General features: G+C 75.1%; 12 protein-coding genes. 5 read left to right on the top strand and 7 right to left on the bottom strand.

Annotation, left to right across the window (positions count from 1 at the left end):
* Positions 1-22: 22 nt before the first annotated feature.
* Both ACH4K1_RS10505 and ACH4K1_RS10500 read right to left on the bottom strand, forming a co-directional pair.
* Positions 23-1,378 carry an SWIM zinc finger family protein gene (locus ACH4K1_RS10505; protein ID WP_398088350.1) on the bottom strand — a complete coding sequence of 452 codons (1,356 nt, stop codon included), beginning with the start codon at positions 1,376-1,378 and terminating at the stop codon, positions 23-25.
* Positions 1,375-4,356, bottom strand: a complete 2,982-nt coding sequence (locus ACH4K1_RS10500) for an SNF2-related protein (RefSeq protein WP_398088348.1) — start codon at positions 4,354-4,356, stop codon at positions 1,375-1,377. Before ACH4K1_RS10500 ends, ACH4K1_RS10505 begins: the two co-directional genes overlap by 4 nt.
* Positions 4,357-4,700: 344 nt before the next feature.
* Here ACH4K1_RS10500 and ACH4K1_RS10495 point away from each other — a divergent pair, with 344 nt between their 5' ends.
* Positions 4,701-5,057 (top strand): hypothetical protein, encoded by a 357-nt coding sequence (locus ACH4K1_RS10495; protein WP_398088346.1) that lies wholly within the window; start codon positions 4,701-4,703, stop codon positions 5,055-5,057.
* A gap of 94 nt (positions 5,058-5,151) precedes the next feature.
* On the opposite strand, the gene ACH4K1_RS10490 is transcribed toward ACH4K1_RS10495, so the two are convergent.
* Positions 5,152-5,850 carry a class I SAM-dependent methyltransferase gene (locus ACH4K1_RS10490; protein ID WP_398088344.1) on the bottom strand — a complete coding sequence of 233 codons (699 nt, stop codon included), beginning with the start codon at positions 5,848-5,850 and terminating at the stop codon, positions 5,152-5,154.
* Between the two features lie 153 nt (positions 5,851-6,003).
* On the opposite strand from ACH4K1_RS10490, the gene ACH4K1_RS10485 reads away from it, so the two are divergent.
* Positions 6,004-6,309, top strand: coding sequence for a DUF6343 family protein (locus ACH4K1_RS10485; protein ID WP_398088342.1), 306 nt, complete (start codon positions 6,004-6,006; stop codon positions 6,307-6,309).
* An 82-nt stretch (positions 6,310-6,391) separates the two neighbouring features.
* On the opposite strand, the gene ACH4K1_RS10480 is transcribed toward ACH4K1_RS10485, so the two are convergent.
* The 3 genes from ACH4K1_RS10480 to ACH4K1_RS10470 all read right to left on the bottom strand — a co-directional run bounded on the left by ACH4K1_RS10480 (position 6,392) and on the right by ACH4K1_RS10470 (position 8,597).
* Positions 6,392-6,760 carry a tetratricopeptide repeat protein gene (locus ACH4K1_RS10480; protein ID WP_398088340.1) on the bottom strand — a complete coding sequence of 123 codons (369 nt, stop codon included), beginning with the start codon at positions 6,758-6,760 and terminating at the stop codon, positions 6,392-6,394.
* A 210-nt stretch (positions 6,761-6,970) separates the two neighbouring features.
* Positions 6,971-7,576, bottom strand: a complete 606-nt coding sequence (gene coaE / locus ACH4K1_RS10475; RefSeq protein WP_398088338.1) for a dephospho-CoA kinase — start codon at positions 7,574-7,576, stop codon at positions 6,971-6,973.
* An 82-nt stretch (positions 7,577-7,658) separates the two neighbouring features.
* Positions 7,659-8,597 (bottom strand): PAC2 family protein, encoded by a 939-nt coding sequence (locus tag ACH4K1_RS10470; RefSeq protein WP_398088336.1) that lies wholly within the window; start codon positions 8,595-8,597, stop codon positions 7,659-7,661.
* Positions 8,598-8,888: 291 nt separating this feature from the next.
* Between ACH4K1_RS10470 and ACH4K1_RS10465 the strand changes: the two genes are divergently transcribed.
* On the top strand, positions 8,889-9,848 hold the full coding sequence (locus ACH4K1_RS10465) for a right-handed parallel beta-helix repeat-containing protein (RefSeq protein ID WP_398088335.1): 960 nt from the start codon (positions 8,889-8,891) through the stop codon (positions 9,846-9,848).
* 97 nt (positions 9,849-9,945) lie between these two features.
* Here the strand turns inward: ACH4K1_RS10465 and rpsA are convergent, their stop codons facing one another.
* On the bottom strand, positions 9,946-11,463 hold the full coding sequence (gene rpsA / locus ACH4K1_RS10460; protein ID WP_073217562.1) for a 30S ribosomal protein S1: 1,518 nt from the start codon (positions 11,461-11,463) through the stop codon (positions 9,946-9,948).
* A gap of 408 nt (positions 11,464-11,871) precedes the next feature.
* On the opposite strand from rpsA, the gene ACH4K1_RS10455 reads away from it, so the two are divergent.
* Positions 11,872-12,711: a class I SAM-dependent methyltransferase gene (locus tag ACH4K1_RS10455; protein ID WP_398088334.1), complete on the top strand. Its 840-nt coding sequence runs from the start codon at positions 11,872-11,874 to the stop codon at positions 12,709-12,711.
* Positions 12,712-12,805: 94 nt separating this feature from the next.
* Positions 12,806-15,376: an ATP-dependent helicase HrpB gene (gene hrpB / locus ACH4K1_RS10450; protein ID WP_398088332.1), complete on the top strand. Its 2,571-nt coding sequence runs from the start codon at positions 12,806-12,808 to the stop codon at positions 15,374-15,376.
* Positions 15,377-15,425 lie beyond the last annotated feature (49 nt).

The raw sequence follows: 15,425 nt of genomic DNA, 5'->3' as shown, positions 1-15,425 counted from the left end.
AACTTCCCGACGGCCAAGGGTTTTACCGCACGTAGTGGGGGTCGTCGTCCCCGGCGGCCTCCGGGACGGAGTCACCGGCCAGCAGGGCCTCCAGGACGGTCACCGGGTCGGCGCCCGGTGCGGCGCGCGGCCACCAGTCCTCGGCGCCGGGGTCGGACTCGTAGCCGTACCAGCGCATGTCCCGGCCGAACCGGAGCTGGAGCGAACCGGCCGGGTGGGTCAGGTGGTTGCACCGGGGCGTGAAGCGTGGGTGGCCGGCGGCGGCGAGCGCGGGCCTGGCCCGGTCGAAGGGGCCGGCCGGCGGATCCCAGGGCGTCTCCAGGACCGCCAGGCCCTCCGCCTCGCCCTGCCGCCAGGCGGCGACCGCGCGGGCCAGGTCGGTGGTGGTGCGGCCGGTGGCGTACGCCAGCTCCCGGTAGAGGGCGCGGGTGGTGGCGGTGAGCCCGGCGGTCGGGCGGGACGCGGCGAGGCGGACGGCGTCCTGCCACGCGGTGAGCCCCGCCAGCGGATCGCGCCCGGTGGCCAGCAGGGCGTGCGCGCGGGCGGCGGCGTCGGCGGCGAGGTGGTCCAGGCCCAGCGGATCCCGGGCCCCGGGCAGGTCCGGGTACGACGGCGGCTGGCCGGGGTGCGGCGGCACGGGCAGGGGTGCGGGGAGCGGGGGCAGAAAGCGGACGGCGAAGGCGTCCCGCGCGTCGACCGACGGGACCTCCGGGGCGGCGGGGCGCTCACGGGCGGAGTGCTCGGCGTTGCGTCGCCCCAGCTCGTCCAGCAGCTCGCGCTCGCCCCGCCCCCGCATCAGCAGCAGGACGAACGGGTCGCTGTCGAGCAGCAGGGCCGTCTGGAAGCAGAGGGCGGCGACGTGCTTGCAGGGCCGCCCGTGGTCGGGGCAGGTGCAGCTGGGGTCGAGGTCGTCGGCGGCGGGCAGCAGCCGGACCCCGGCCTCCTCGGCCGTACGGGCGAGGGAGTGCGGCATCTCCTTGGCCAGCAGCGCCGACAGGTGGCCGGGGCGTGCGGCGACCGCGTCGAGCAGGGCCTCCCAGCCGGGGTCGGCGAAGGTGCGCAGCCGCAGTTCGGCACGGTAGGGGCGGGCCCGGCTGCCGTGCACGTAGGCGACGACCCGGCCGGGGGTGACGGTGATCGCCGCGACCTGCCCGTCGTCGGCGTACGCACGGCCCCGGGCGAGGCGGGCCTCGTCCATCGACAGGGACTCCAGGGCCTCCAGCCAGGCCCGGCCCCACCAGCTGTCCGCGAAGGGCTCGCCCTCGGCGGAGGTGCGGGCGGGCACCGCCTCGAAGGTGCGCCGCAGATCGTCCGGGCCGATCCTCGCGCGGGGCGCGGACCTGCGAGCGGCCGGGCCGCTGGTCGGGCGGGGGCTCACGCGGGCCTCCGCAGGGCCACGAGGTCCGCGAGGTCGCGGTCGCTCAGCTCGGTCAGGGCGCTCTCCCCGGCGCCCAGCACCGCGTCCGCCAGGGCCCGCTTGGACTCCAGCAGCTCACCGATCCGGTCCTCCACCGTGCCTTCGGCGATGATCCGGTGGACCTGGACGGGCTGGGTCTGGCCGATGCGGTAGGCCCGGTCGGTGGCCTGCTCCTCGACGGCGGGGTTCCACCAGCGGTCGAAATGGACGACGTGGGCGGCGCGGGTGAGGTTCAGCCCGGTGCCGGCCGCCTTGAGGGAGAGCAGGAAGACGGGGACCTCGGCGGACTGGAAGCGGTCCACCATCCGCTCCCGCTCGGCCACCGGCGTACCACCGTGCAGGAGCTGGGAGGGGATCGCACGGGAGGCCAGGTGCGCCGAGAGGAGCCGCGCCATCGACACGTACTGGGTGAAGATCAGGACCGAACCGTCCTCGGCCAGGATCGTGTCGAGCAGTTCGTCCAGGAGGGCCAGCTTGCCGGAGCGGCCGACGAGGCGGGTGGGCTCCTCCTTCAGATACTGCGCGGGGTGGTTGCAGATCTGCTTGAGCGAGGTCAGCAGCTTCATGACCAGGCCCCGGCGGGCGATGCCCTCCGCCGCCTCGATCCGCCCCATCGTCTCGCGGACGGCCGCCTCGTAGAGCGTGGCCTGCTCACGGGTGAGGGAGACGGGGTGGTCGGTCTCGGTCTTGGGCGGCAGCTCGGGCGCGATGCCCGGGTCGGACTTCCGGCGCCGCAGGAGGAAGGGGCGCACCAGCCGGGACAACCGCTCCACGGCCTCCTCGTTGCCGAGGCCGGCGGCGGTGCCCGTGTTCTCCACGATCCGGGCGTGCCGGGCGCGGAACGCCTTGAGCGGGCCGAGCAGCCCCGGGGTGGTCCAGTCGAGGAGCGCCCACAGCTCGGAGAGGTTGTTCTCGACGGGGGTGCCGGTGAGGGCGACCCGGGCCGGGGCGGGGATGGTCCGCAGCGCCTTGGCCGTGGAGGAGTGCGGGTTCTTGACGTGCTGCGCCTCGTCCGCGACGACCAGGCCCCAGCTCTGCCGGGCCAGCTCGGCGGCGCTGGAGCGCATGGTGCCGTAGGTGGTGAGGACGAAGCCGCCGTCCGGGTCGCTCAGGGTCCGGTCCGTGCCGTGGAAGCGGCGCACCGGGACGCCGGGGGCGAAGCGGTTGATCTCGCGGTGCCAGTTGCCGAGGAGGGAGGCGGGGCAGACCACCAGGGTCGGCGAGGGATGCGCCCGGCGCAGGTGGAGGGCGATGAGGGTGATCGTCTTGCCGAGGCCCATGTCGTCGGCGAGGCAGCCGCCGAGCCCGAGCGAGGTCATCCGGTCCAGCCAGGCCAGACCGCGCAGCTGGTAGTCGCGCAGGGTCGCGTCGAGGCCGGGCGGCGGTTCGACGGCCGTGTCCTGGTCGAGGATGCGCGTGCGGAGGGCGGCCAGCGCCCCGGCGGGGACGGCGTCCACCCGCTCGCCGTCCACCTCGGCGCTGCCGGTGAGGGCGACGGCCAGCGCCTCCACCGGGTCCAGCAGCCCCAGCTCCCGCTTGCGCGCCTTGCGCACGAGGGCGGGGTCGACGACCACCCACTGGTCGCGGAGGCGCACCACCGGGCGGTGCGCCTCGGCCAGAGCGTCCATCTCGGCCTCGGTCAGCCGCTCCTCCCCCAGGGAGAGCTGCCAGTCGAAGGCGAAGAGGTGCTCGGCGTCGAAGAAGGACGTGCCGTCGGTGGCCGACCCGGGCGCGGGCCGCACCACGGCGGTGGCGGTGAGCGACCGGGCCAGCTCGCGCGGCCAGTGCACCGCGACCCCGGCGGCGGCCAGCCGGGATCCGGCGTCGCTCAGCAGCTCGTACAGCTCGTCCTCGGTGAGCGCGAGAACGTCGGGGACCGGCTGCCCCAGGAGCCGTTCCAGCGGGGCCCAGAGGCGGGCGGCGCGGCGGATCGCCAGCACCGCGTCGACCTGGGCGCGCGGCCCGAACGGCTCGCCCGCGACGCCGCCCCACAGGGCCGCCGCGTCCACCACGTAGGTCGGGTCGGCGAGGCTGTGGACCTGCACGACGGCCGCCGCGGCACGGCGGGCCCCCGCGTCCTCGCCGGCGTCGGTGGACGCGTGGGCGTCGCCGGTGTCGAACAGCTCGTACGCGGAGAGGTCCAGGCGCAGCGAGACGCGCACGCCCGCGTCCAGCCCCGAGGCCACTTCGACGGCCCAGGCGGCGGCGTGCGGCAGGTGCTGGGCCTCACGGGCGGCGAACGGGGCGCCCATCGCGAACGCGGCGGCGGGCGTACGCGGCAGCGTGTCCGCGACCGCGTCCAGGAACGCCCCGACGAGCGCCTCGGGGTCGGGCAGCCGGGGCGGGCCGGCCCCGGGGACCGGGACCGCGTGCCCCTCGGGCGGCAGGGCGGCGGCGACCGCCCGCAGCCGCGCGACGTCCTCGGCCTCCCTCGGGCCCGCCCGCCAGGCGTCGTGGCCGTCCGCGGTGAGTCCGGGCAGGAGCCTGCCGCGGGCGACGAGGTGCAGGGCGTGCTGCGCGGCCGCGCCCCAGCAGCGGGTGGCGGGGTGGGCGGCCGCCTGGCCCGGGGCCCGTACGAGCAGGGGCAGCGCCGCCTCCACGGTCAGCAGCGCCACGGCCGACTCGGCGGCGCGCACACCCCCGGGGCCCGCCGCCGGATCCGGCCGGACGACCGTGAGCCGGCCGGGGGTGTACGGAACGGGGTCGAGGCGCGCCGTGGCGTCGGCGGGCCCGATGGGCGTCCCGGCCGCTGTCCGCGCCCCCTCGTCCGGCCACGGCTCGGCGTCCTCCGCTTCCGGGTTCCAGAAGGCGACCCGTCCGTCCCGGGGCACCGCGCCGGGCAGGAAGACCGCCGCGCGGCGCAGCAGACGGGCGGCGTCGGCGGTCCGGGACACGCCCTCGCCACCCTCCGCCACGCCCTCATGGGGCCGTGCCGTCATCTCCGCCCCCCTTCCGCCCGCTCCCAGGTCGTTCCCCGGTCGTCTCCAGCACGGAATGTGCTGATGCCGCGAGTCTAGGCGGGAGGTCTGACACCGTGGACTCCCCCCTCATCGCCCCAGGTCAGCGACGGAGGAGAGCGGGCAGCAACCGGCCCGTCCCCGCCGAGGGCCCGGCCACGCTCGGTGACGGCGGGGAGGGCTCTCCGCCGCGCCCCGGCTCGCCCGGTCGGCCGCGCACGGGATGCCGGTCCCGCCCCGGGCGGGCAGGGTGGCCAGCGCCAGCACGTCTTCCCGACGTACCGATTCGCCGGACGAGCACCGGACGAGCAGACGAGGACCCGCCCATGTCCGTGACCGCTACCGCTCCCCGCCGCCGACGCCGGATCGGCGTCGCCGCCGGGGTCTCGCTCCTCGCCCTCGCCGCCACCGGCTGCTCCGGACTCGGCCGCACCGCCGTGGGGCCGGTGACGTACACGACGGAGCACGAAGCGGTGGTGCAGGTGAACAGCCCCTCGGTACGCGGCTGCCACCGGATCACCCCGGCCGGGGCCCACGAGGTGGAGAACGGGACGCTGGTCGACGTGATCCTCTACCCCACCCGTGACTGCACGGGGGACGGGACGACGTACGTGCCGACCCGGGCCGGCGATGTGACCGCGCCGGGCAGCGGCCCGTGGCGCAGCTACAGCTTCGTGCACTGACACGCGGCGGGCCGGGGAGCGCCGACGACGGCCGGAGCCCGGGGAGCGGCCCCGGCGGGGCCCGGGCCCGGGGGCGGCCGGGCGCCGTCGCCCGTCAGAGGACGGGGCGCGCGAGCAGCCAGGTGCCGTCGTCGGTGAGCGTGCGCTCCACCGCGAGCCCGGCCGCCGCGAGATGCCCGGCCAGCTCCTCGTCGGACAGCTCGCGCGAGAGGAAGGTCTGCGTCCACCGCGCGTCGTCGAAACGGTATTCCGCGCGCACCGAGCGCACGCCGTCGCCCACCGGGTCGGCGGAGACGATCCGGATCAGGCAGCCCGACGCGTCGGTCCGCTCCCACGGCAGCGCCGAGCGGTGCGCCACCCCTTCGCGCTGGACGAGGACGATCCCGTCGTCCCGTACATGGGTGCGGCAGACGCGCAGCATCCCGTCGCGCACGCGGTGCTCCCCGGCGTGGACCAGGAAGGAGCCGAGCAGCACCACGTCGAACCGCTCGTCGCCCAGGTCCAGCGACTCGATGGGGCTCCGCACCGTGCGCGCCCCGGTGATCTGCTCCAGCATCTCCGGCGACTCGTCCACCGCCGTCACCCGGAAACCGCGCTCCACCAGCGGATGCGTCACCCGGCCCGCGCCGCAGCCCAGTTCGAGCAGGTCGGCCCCGGCCGGGGCCACGCCCGCGATCACGTCCGGCTCGTCGCCCACGGCCAGCCGGCGGTACAGCTCGACCGCGCACCCGTCCGGAGTGATGGCTCCGGGACCGGTCCCCGCGTACCCCTCGCGTACCAGTGATCGGCTCATGGGGAAGGAACGCACCGCCGGCGGGCACGGTTCCCCCCCCACTGGCCGCCCGTTCCCCCTCCGTCCGTCACACCGCGTCGTCGCGGCCGTTCGCAGCGCAGCGGACCCGGCCCCGGGCGCCGTTCCGTCCCGCGTCCGCCGCCGGGCGGGTCCATGCTGGGAAGTGAGGTGATCGCCATGCGTACCGGAAATGAGCCCACGACCGCCCGCAGCCCGCTGCGGATGCGGCTCTGGCTGAGCCTGTGGGGGACGGCCTGGGCCCTCTTCGGCCTGGTGGCCTTCGCGCTGAACGGACGACCGGGATGGGCCGCGGTCTGCGGCGCGGTGCTGCTGCTCGCGGTGGTGGACCTCTGCCTGGTCATGTACCGGATGCGCCAGGGCGCGCGCTACCAGCCGGGCCGCGACGTCCCGCCGTACGAGCCGGACCGCGGCGGCCGGCCGCCCAGGCCCCCCGGCTGACCGGCCGGGAACGGCCCCGAGGGAGCGCCCGCACGGGGGCCGCCCGCACGGGAGGGCGGTCCGGCACGGGAGGGCGGTCCGATCAGGGCCGCTCGTCGAAGTTCGCGGCGCGCAGGTACTCCGGCTTCGGGTCCAGCGCCGCCGCCAGACGGAAGTGCCGGGTCGCCCGCTCCGGGTTGCCGGACCGTTCGAAGGTGCGGGCCAGCGCGAAGTGGGCGAACGCGTTGTCCGGCTCGCGCTCCAGCACCAGCTCGAACTCCAGCTCCGCAGGGCGGAGTTGGGCGGCGGCGAAGAAGGCGCGGGCCCGCAGCAGCCGGGCGGCGGTGTTCTCCGGGTGCGCGGCGATCACCGAGTCGAGGAGCTTGACGGCGCCCCGGGGGTCCCGGGCGTCGAGCAGACGCTCGGCCGCGCGGAAGTCGATGACGTCGGTCTCCGGGTTCCTCTCGGGCACGATCGCGTCCTTCCCTCTCCTGGTCCTCGCGAACCTTGCACGTCTTCGCCTGCGCGTCCGACGGCATCCGTGTCCGCACCCCGCGCCGACCGCGTACGCACCCTTCGCGCACACGTCCTCGCCGCACGCGGGCCCTCGCGCGCTGTCAACGCCCGGACCTCCTCCGGTATTCCCGGTCCGGCCACGGGGCGAGCCGTTCCGTGGCCGGACTCAGCGGGCGGCGGCCGCCCTGCGGACCAGTTCGTCCCAGACCGCGTCGACCCGGGACACCAGCGCCTCGTGCGACCCGTCGTTGTCCACGAGCAGGTCGGCGACGGCGCGACGCTCCTCGCGGGTCGCCTGGGCGGCCATCCTGGCGCGGGCGTCGGACTCCGTCATTCCGCGCAGCCGTACGAGCCGGTCGAGCTGGGTCTCGGCGGAGGCGTCGACGACCACGACGAGGTCGTAGAAGGGGGCGAGCCCGTTCTCGGTGAGGAGCGGCACGTCGTGGACGACGACGGCGTCCTCGGGAGCCGCCCGTTCCAGCTCGGCCGCGCGGGCGCCGACCAGGGGGTGGACGATCGCGTTCAGCGCGGCCCGCCGCTCGGCGTCGGCGAAGACGAGCGCGCCGAGCGCCGGCCGGTCCAGGGCGCCTTCGGGGGTCAGGACGCCCGGCCCGAACTCCTCGACGACGGCGGCGAGTCCGGGCGTCCCGGGCTCGACGACCTCGCGGGAGATCCGGTCGGAGTCGATCAGCACGGCACCGTGCTCGACGAGCAGTCGCGACACTTCGCTCTTGCCGGCGCCGATGCCACCGGTCAGGCCCACTTTCAGCATGGGCCGCAGCCTACGTGCTCCGTCCCGGCCCCGGTCCACGGGTTCGGCGCCGGCCGTGCGCCCGCGGTCCGGGCGGGGGCGCTCAGCCCTCGCCCTCCCGTTCGGCGAGGAAACGCTCGAACTCCCTGCCGAGCTCGTCGGCGGACGGCAGGTCGGCCGGCTCGGCGACGAGGTTGCCACGGGTCTCGGAACCGGCGACGGCGTCGTACTGGTGCTCCAGCCCCTCGACCAGGGAGACCAGCTCCTCGTCGCCCTGACGGATCTGCCGGTCGATCTCGGTCTGGGTGCGGTGCGCCTCGGTGCGCAGGCTGTGCGCGAGGGCGGGCAGCACCAGGCCGGTCGCGGCGGTGATCGCCTCCAGCACGGTGAGCGCCGCGTCCGGGTAGGCGGAGCGGGCCACGTAGTGAGGGACGTGGGCGGCGACCCCGAGGACGTCGTGGCCCGCCTCCATCAGCCGGTACTCCACGAGCGCCTCGGCCGAGCCGGGCACCTGGGCCTCGTCGAAGGGGCTGCGGTGGCCCGGCATCAGGTCGGTGCGGTTGCCGTGCGGGGTGACGCCGACGGGGCGGGTGTGCGGGACGCCCATCGGGATGCCGTGGAAGTTCACCGCGAGCCGGACGCCGAGGCGCTCGACGATCTCCTCGACGGCGGCGGCGAACCGCTCCCACTCCACGTCCGGCTCCGGGCCCGACAGCAGCAGGAAGGGCGCCCCGGTGGCGTCCTGGACCACCCGGACCTCCAGGGTCGGGGCCTCGAAGGACGTCCAGCGGTCGCGCCGGAAGGTGAGCAGGGGGCGCCGTGCGCGGTAGTCGACGAGCCGGTCGTGGTCGAAGCGGGCGACGACCTGGTGCGGCAGCGTCTCCAGCAGGCCGTCGACGATCTGCTCGCCGGTCTCGCCCGCGTCGATGTAGCCGTCGAAGTGGTAGAGCATGACCAGGCCGGCCGACTCCTGCGCCAGCGCCATGTCGACGACGGCCAGGCCCTCCGGCTCCCATTCGTACAAACTCTGCGGATCAGGCACGGTTACCGCTCCTCCTCGTGTTCCTAGGGGAGAACGCGGACGGCCGCACGAGCATTCCCCGCGGCGGGCCTTTCCCCGGCGGAGGCGGGTTCACATCCTGTCAGTCGCCCTCCCCGGACGGATGTTTCGCCCGGACCGGCCCTCCGCCCCCGATCCTGGTCCAGACCTTGACGGGTCCATGGTCCGTCCCTACCGTCACGGGGCATCTCCTGCGGAACCACTCCGCCTGCAGGTACGCGAAGACCCGCACCCCCATGTTCCGGACGCGATTCCCCGACGGGAAGGCCCCCCATGCGCACCCGCTCCCCCCTCACCCTCCTGCTCGCCGCCGCCCTGGCCGCCGGGCCCCTCACCCTGGCCGGCGCCGGGCCCGCCAACGCCGCCGTCATCGACGTGAGCACCGCGGCCCAGCTCAAGGCGGCGCTCACCGCCGCCTCCCCCGGCTCCACGATCCGGCTCGCCGACGGCGCCTACACCGGGAACTTCAAGGCCACCCGGCCCGGCTCCGCCGACGCGCGGATCACTCTCACCGGCTCCAGCAGGGCGGTCCTGACCGCGGGCGGGGGGTACGGGCTGCATCTGAACGGCGCCTCGTACTGGACCGTGCGAGGGGTCACGGTCAAGGGCGGCCAGAAGGGCATCATGGCCGACGCGGCGGACGGGGTCGTGATCGACTCGGTGACCGTGCACGACCTGGACATGGAGGGCGTCCACTTCCGCAGCTCCAGCAGGAACGGCGTCCTGAAGAACTCGCGGATCTACGACACCGGGCAGAACGGGCGCGGCATGGGCGAGGGCGTCTACGTCGGTTCGGCGGGCGACCTCACCGACCGCAGCGACAACGCGCAGATCCTGAACAACACCATCGGGCCCCGCGTCGGTGGCGAGTCCGTCGACATCAAGGAGGGCACGACCGGGGCGCGGATCATCGGCAACACCTTCGACGGCGACGGGCTGACCGGCGCCAACTACGACGACTCCTGGGTCGACGTGAAGGGCAACAACGTCCTGGTCGAGGGCAACAGGGGCTCCCGCACCACCAACAACGGCTACGAGACCCACACGCAGCAGAGCGGCTGGGGCTGCGGCACCGTCTTCCGGAACAACTCCTCGGACCTCTCCGGGGCCACCGGAGACAAGCGGCTCGCCATCAACGTCACCAACCACGGTTCCGGCTGCCGGACCACCGTGTACGCGAGCAACACCGTCACGGGCGGCAGGGGCCTGACCAACATCGCCGTCACCCCGTAGCCCCCCGAGACGCGAGTGAGGCCCGCCCCCCGAGGGGAGCGGGCCTCACTTACCGCTGTACAGCTACCGCAGCCGATCGGCCGCCGGGGTCAGAGCGTCAGCTCTGGCCGCCCGCGAGCTTCTCGCGCAGCGCGGCAAGGGCCTCGTCCGACGCCAGGGCGCCGGAGTTGTCCGCCGACTCCGAGGAGTAGGAGCCGCCGCCGCCACCGCTGCCGCCGGAGGCGGCCGGAGCAGCGCCGGCCGGGGCGGCAGCGCCCTCGGCCGCAGCAGCCTCGTCGGCCTCGCGGGACTTGATGACCTGGGCCTGGTGCTGCTCGAAGCGCTGCTGCGCCTCGGCGTACTGGGTCTCCCAGATCTCGCGCTGCGCCTCGAAGCCCTCGAGCCAGTCGTTGGTCTCGGGGTCGAAGCCCTCGGGGTAGATGTAGTTGCCCTGGTCGTCGTAGGACGCCGCCATGCCGTACAGCGTCGGGTCGAACTCGACCGAGGCCGGGTCGCCACCGAAGGACTCGTTGGCCTGCTTCAGCGAGAGGCTGATGCGACGGCGCTCGAGGTCGATGTCGATGACCTTGACGAAGATCTCGTCGTTGACCTGGACGACCTGCTCCGGGATCTCCACGTGGCGCTCGGCCAGCTCGGAGATGTGGACCAGGCCCTCGATGCCCTCGTCGACGCGGACGAACGCACCGAACGGAACGAGCTTGGTGACCTTACCCGGGACGACCTGACCGATCTGGTGCGTCCGGGCGAACTGCTGCCACGGGTCTTCCTGCGTCGCCTTGAGCGACAGGGAGACGCGCTCGCGGTCCATGTCGACGTCGAGGACCTCGACGGTGACTTCCTGACCGACCTCGACGACCTCGGAGGGGTGGTCGATGTGCTTCCAGGACAGCTCGGAGACGTGCACGAGACCGTCGACGCCGCCCAGGTCCACGAAGGCACCGAAGTTGACGATCGAGGAGACGACGCCGGAGCGGACCTGACCCTTCTGCAGGGTGGTGAGGAACGTCTGGCGCACCTCGGACTGGGTCTGCTCGAGCCAGGCGCGGCGGGACAGGACCACGTTGTTGCGGTTCTTGTCCAGCTCGATGATCTTCGCCTCGAGCTCCTTGCCCACGTAGGGCTGGAGGTCGCGGACACGACGCATCTCGACGAGCGACGCCGGCAGGAAGCCACGGAGGCCGATGTCGAGGATGAGACCACCCTTGACGACCTCGATGACGGTACCGGTGACGATGCCGTCCTCTTCCTTGATCTTCTCGATGGTGCCCCAGGCACGCTCGTACTGAGCGCGCTTCTTCGAGAGGATCAGGCGGCCTTCCTTGTCCTCCTTCTGGAGGACCAGGGCCTCGATCTCGTCGCCGACCTTGACGACCTCGTTCGGGTCGACGTCGTGCTTGATCGAGAGCTCGCGGCTCGGGATGACGCCTTCGGTCTTGTAACCGATGTCGAGGAGAACCTCGTCCCGGTCAACCTTGACGATGACACCGTCAACGATGTCGCCGTCGTTGAAGTACTTGATCGTCTCGTCGATCGCCGCGAGGAACGCGTCCGCGTCGCCGATGTCGTTGACCGCAACCTGCGGAGTGGTGGCGGTGGTCTCGGTGCTGCTCGTCATGTGGGAAAGGGCTCCGGTACGGACAGAGAGTCGTAGGTACTGCTACGCCGAAAGCCCGTATCGCCTCTGCAGAAGCCGGACAGCCTGGAAAGCGCGCAATCCGTTTCCGGAGAGACGCCTCGACAACCGAGGGGACATGCAACAGACGCGAGCGCGGCCTGCTAGGTCTGAAGCGCGCAGGCTCGCAGCGCAACTTGTAGCATACGGGGGCAGCCGGACAGGGTCAATGCGCGAAGGCGCACACCCGGGGCGGAACGCCCCATTTCCCGGTACAACTCGTGTTCTCCGAGGCCGCATCGGCCCGAGAACATTACGGCACGGCGTCGCGGACGCGGATCCGTACCCGGGGGCGCACCCCTGGTACGTACCGCGCGCGGCGGGTGAAGGCAAACTACAACGACGGGCACGATGAGCCAAGAGATCCACGGGACCTCCTCCGCACAAGCGGCGGAATCCGCCGAACCGGAGGCCACCCGCCGCCCCGCCGACGAGGCGGAGAGCAGCCGGGCCAGCCGGGGCTGGTGGGACCGGAACGCCGACGAGTACCAGAGCGATCACGGCGGGTTCCTGGGGGACGACCGCTTCGTCTGGGGGCCCGAGGGGCTGGACGAGGAGGAGGCCGGCCTGCTGGGGCCCGCCGACGCGCTCGTGGGCCTCGACGTCCTGGAGATCGGGGCCGGGGCCGCCCAGTGCTCGCGCTGGCTGGCGGGCCGGGGCGCCCGGCCGGTCGCCCTCGACCTCTCGCACCGCCAGCTCCAGCACGCCCTGCGGATCGGCGGGGACGTCCCCCTGGTCGAGGCGGACGCGGGGCGGCTCCCCTTCCGCGACGGCTCCTTCGACCTGGCCTGCTCCGCGTACGGGGCGGTCCCGTTCGTCGCCGACCCCGTCCAGGTCTTCCGCGAGGTGCGCCGGGTGCTGCGGCCCGGCGGGCGCTGGGTGTTCTCGGTGACGCACCCGATCCGCTGGGCGTTCCCGGACGAGCCCGGGCCCGAGGGCCTGTCCGTCGCCGCCTCCTACTTCGACCGCGTCCCCTACGTCGAGCAGGACGAGAGCGGGACGGCCGTCTACGTGGAACACCACCGCACGCTCGGCGACCGGGTCCGGGACGTGGTGGCGGGCGGTTTCCGCCTGGTCGACCTGGTCGAACCGGAATGGCCCGCGTGGAACGACCGGGAGTGGGGCGGCTGGTCCCCGCTGCGCGGCAACCTGATCCCGGGCACGGCGATCTTCGTCTGCGAACGGGACTGACCGGCAGGCCGCCCGGGCCGGCCGGGCGGCGGGAGCGCCCCTGCGGCGCCGGGCGGGTGGAGCCCGGGCGGTGCTTCCGTACGAGACTGGGGGCGTGATCCGCACCGAAGCCCTGGACCGTCTGCCCGTCCGCACCGCCGTGCCCGCCCTGGAGCGCGCACTCGACGACCGGGGCGTCGCCGTCCTGTGCGCCCCGCCCGGCACCGGCAAGACGACGCTCGTCCCGCTGGTGCTGGCCGGTCTGACCGGGGGCGGCCCGGTGCGCCGGGTGCTGGTGGCCGAGCCGCGCCGGATCGCCGCGCGGGCGGCGGCGCGGCGGATGGCGTGGCTGCTGGGCGAGCGGCCGGGCGAGCGGGTCGGCTTCACGGTCCGCGGGGAGCGCGTGGTGGGGCGCGGGACGGTGGTGGAGGTCGTGACCACCGGGGTGCTGCTCCAGCGGCTCCAGCGGGACCAGGAGCTGGCCGGGGTGGACGTGGTGATCGTCGACGAGTGCCACGAGCGCCATCTGGACGCGGACACGGCCGCCGCCTTCCTGCTGGACGTACGGGAGGCGATCCGGCCCGATCTGCGGCTGGTGGCGGCCTCCGCGACGACCGACGCGGAGGGCTGGGCCCGGCTGCTGGGCGACGCCCCGGTCGTCGAGGCCGAGGGCGTGTCGTACCCGGTGGAGGTCGTCTGGGCGCCGCCCGCCCGGCCGGTGAAGCCTCCGCACGGGATGCGGGTCGATCCGGCGCTGCTGGCGCACGTGGCGGCGACCGTGCGGCGGGCGCTGGCGGAGCGGGAGGGGGACGTGCTCTGCTTCCTGCCCGGCGTCGGCGAGATCGGCCGGGTGGCCGGGCAGCTCGCCGGGGTGGAGGCGGAGGTCCTCCAGGTGCACGGGCGGGCCCCGGCGGCCGTGCAGGACGCGGTGCTGGCCGGGTCCGCCGGGCGGCGGCGGGTGGTCCTGGCGACCTCGGTGGCGGAGTCGTCCCTGACGGTGCCGGGCGTCCGGGTCGTCGTCGACTCGGGCCTGGCCCGGGAGCCCCGCACCGACCACGCCCGGGGGCTGAGCGCCCTGACGACGCTGCGGGCCTCGCAGGCGGCGGGGCGGCAGCGCGCGGGGCGGGCGGGGCGGGAGGCCCCGGGGGCGGTGTACCGGTGCTGGGACCAGGCCGAGGACGGGCGGCTCGCGCGCTTCCCCGCCCCGGAGATCAAGGTCGCCGACCTCGCCGCGTTCGCGCTCCAGGCGGCGTGCTGGGGCGACCCGGACGCCTCCTCGCTCGCGCTGCTGGACCCGCCCCCGGCCGGGGCGATGGGCGCGGCCCGGGAGGTGCTGGCGGCGGTCGGCGCGGTGGACGCGGAGGGCCGGGCCACCGGGCGCGGCGTACGGATGTCACGGCTCGGCCTGCACCCCCGGCTGGCGCGGGCCCTGCTGGACGGCGCGGCGGAGGTGGGGGCGCGGCGGGCGGCGGAGGCGGTGGCGCTGCTGAGCGAGGAGCCGCCGAAGGAGTACGGGGACGATCTCGCGGCGGCGCTGCGGACGGCCCGCCGGGGCCAGGACGGGTACGCGGGCCGCTGGAAGCAGGAAGTGCGCCGGCTGTCGTCGTCGCTGGGCGCGGAGCCGGGGAGCGGTTCGGGTGCGGGGCGGGAAGGCGGTTCCGGCGGGGGCGCGGGCCCCGGTCCGGGGAACGGGGCGGCGGGGCTCTCCGACGACGCGGCCGTGGGGCTCGTGGCCGCACTGGCGTTTCCGGAGCGGGTGGCCCGGGCCCGGGGCGACGGGGCGTTCCTGATGGTGTCGGGCACCGGCGCGGAGCTGCGGGCGGAGTCGCGGCTGCGCAGCGCCCCCTGGCTGGCCGTGGCGGTCGCGGACCGGCCCTCCCACGCGGCGTCGGCGCGGGTGCGGCTGGCGGCGGTGATCGGCGAGGAGACCGCGCTGGCGGCGGCCGGGCGGCTGCGGGCGGGGGGCGAGGAGGTCCGCTGGGCGGACGGCGACGTGGTGGCCCGGTCGGTGGACCGGCTGGGCGCGGTGGAGCTGGCGGTACGGCCGCTGCGGCAGGCCCCCGCGGAGCTGGTGCGCGAGGCCCTGCTGGAGGGGGTGCGGCGGGACGGGCTCGGGCTGCTGCGCTGGAACCGGGAGGCCGAGCAGCTGCGGTCGCGCCTGGCGTTCCTGCACCGGGTGCTGGGCCCGCCGTGGCCGGACGTGTCGGACGGGGCGCTGCTGGCGGCCCCGGAGGCGTGGCTGGAGCCCGAGCTGTCGCGGGCGCGTCACCGGGCGGACCTGGGCCGGATCGACGCGGGCCAGGCGCTGCGGCGGCTGCTGCCGTGGGCGACGGGCGAGGCGGCCCGGCTGGACGAGCTGGCGCCGGAGCGGATCGAGGTGCCGAGCGGATCGCGGATCAGGGTGGAGTACGGCGGGGAGCAGCCCGTCCTGGCGGTGAAGCTCCAGGAGGTGTTCGGGCTGGCCCGGACGCCCCGGGTGGCCGGGGTGCCGGTCCTGGTGCATCTGCTCTCCCCCGCCGGGCGGCCCGCGGCGGTCACGGCGGACCTGGCGTCGTTCTGGCGGGACGGCTACCGGGCGGTCCGGGCGGAGCTGCGCGGCCGCTACCCGAAGCACCCGTGGCCGGAGGACCCCGCGACCGTGCCGGCGACGCGGTTCACCACGGCCCGCCTCAAGCGGCAGGGTTAGGGCCCGGCACCTCGGCTGACGGCTCGTCAGGGCTGGGTGCCGTAGCGGC

Source organism: Streptomyces sp. NPDC017448, assembly GCF_044330565.1.
Taxonomy (GTDB): domain Bacteria; phylum Actinomycetota; class Actinomycetes; order Streptomycetales; family Streptomycetaceae; genus Streptomyces.
The sequence above is the reverse complement of the archived record's forward strand: the minus strand, read 5'-3'. Positions and strand labels throughout refer to the sequence as shown.

Coding starts and splice junctions, on each gene's coding strand:
- ACH4K1_RS10455 (WP_398088334.1), top strand. CDS start 11,872: ATGAGCCAAGAGATCCACGGGACCTCCTCCGCACAAGCGGCGGAATCC.
- coaE (WP_398088338.1), bottom strand. CDS start 7,576: ATGCTGAAAGTGGGCCTGACCGGTGGCATCGGCGCCGGCAAGAGCGAA.
- ACH4K1_RS10490 (WP_398088344.1), bottom strand. CDS start 5,850: ATGAGCCGATCACTGGTACGCGAGGGGTACGCGGGGACCGGTCCCGGA.
- rpsA (WP_073217562.1), bottom strand. CDS start 11,463: ATGACGAGCAGCACCGAGACCACCGCCACCACTCCGCAGGTTGCGGTC.
- ACH4K1_RS10465 (WP_398088335.1), top strand. CDS start 8,889: ATGCGCACCCGCTCCCCCCTCACCCTCCTGCTCGCCGCCGCCCTGGCC.
- ACH4K1_RS10500 (WP_398088348.1), bottom strand. CDS start 4,356: ATGACGGCACGGCCCCATGAGGGCGTGGCGGAGGGTGGCGAGGGCGTG.
- ACH4K1_RS10485 (WP_398088342.1), top strand. CDS start 6,004: ATGCTGGGAAGTGAGGTGATCGCCATGCGTACCGGAAATGAGCCCACG.
- ACH4K1_RS10495 (WP_398088346.1), top strand. CDS start 4,701: ATGTCCGTGACCGCTACCGCTCCCCGCCGCCGACGCCGGATCGGCGTC.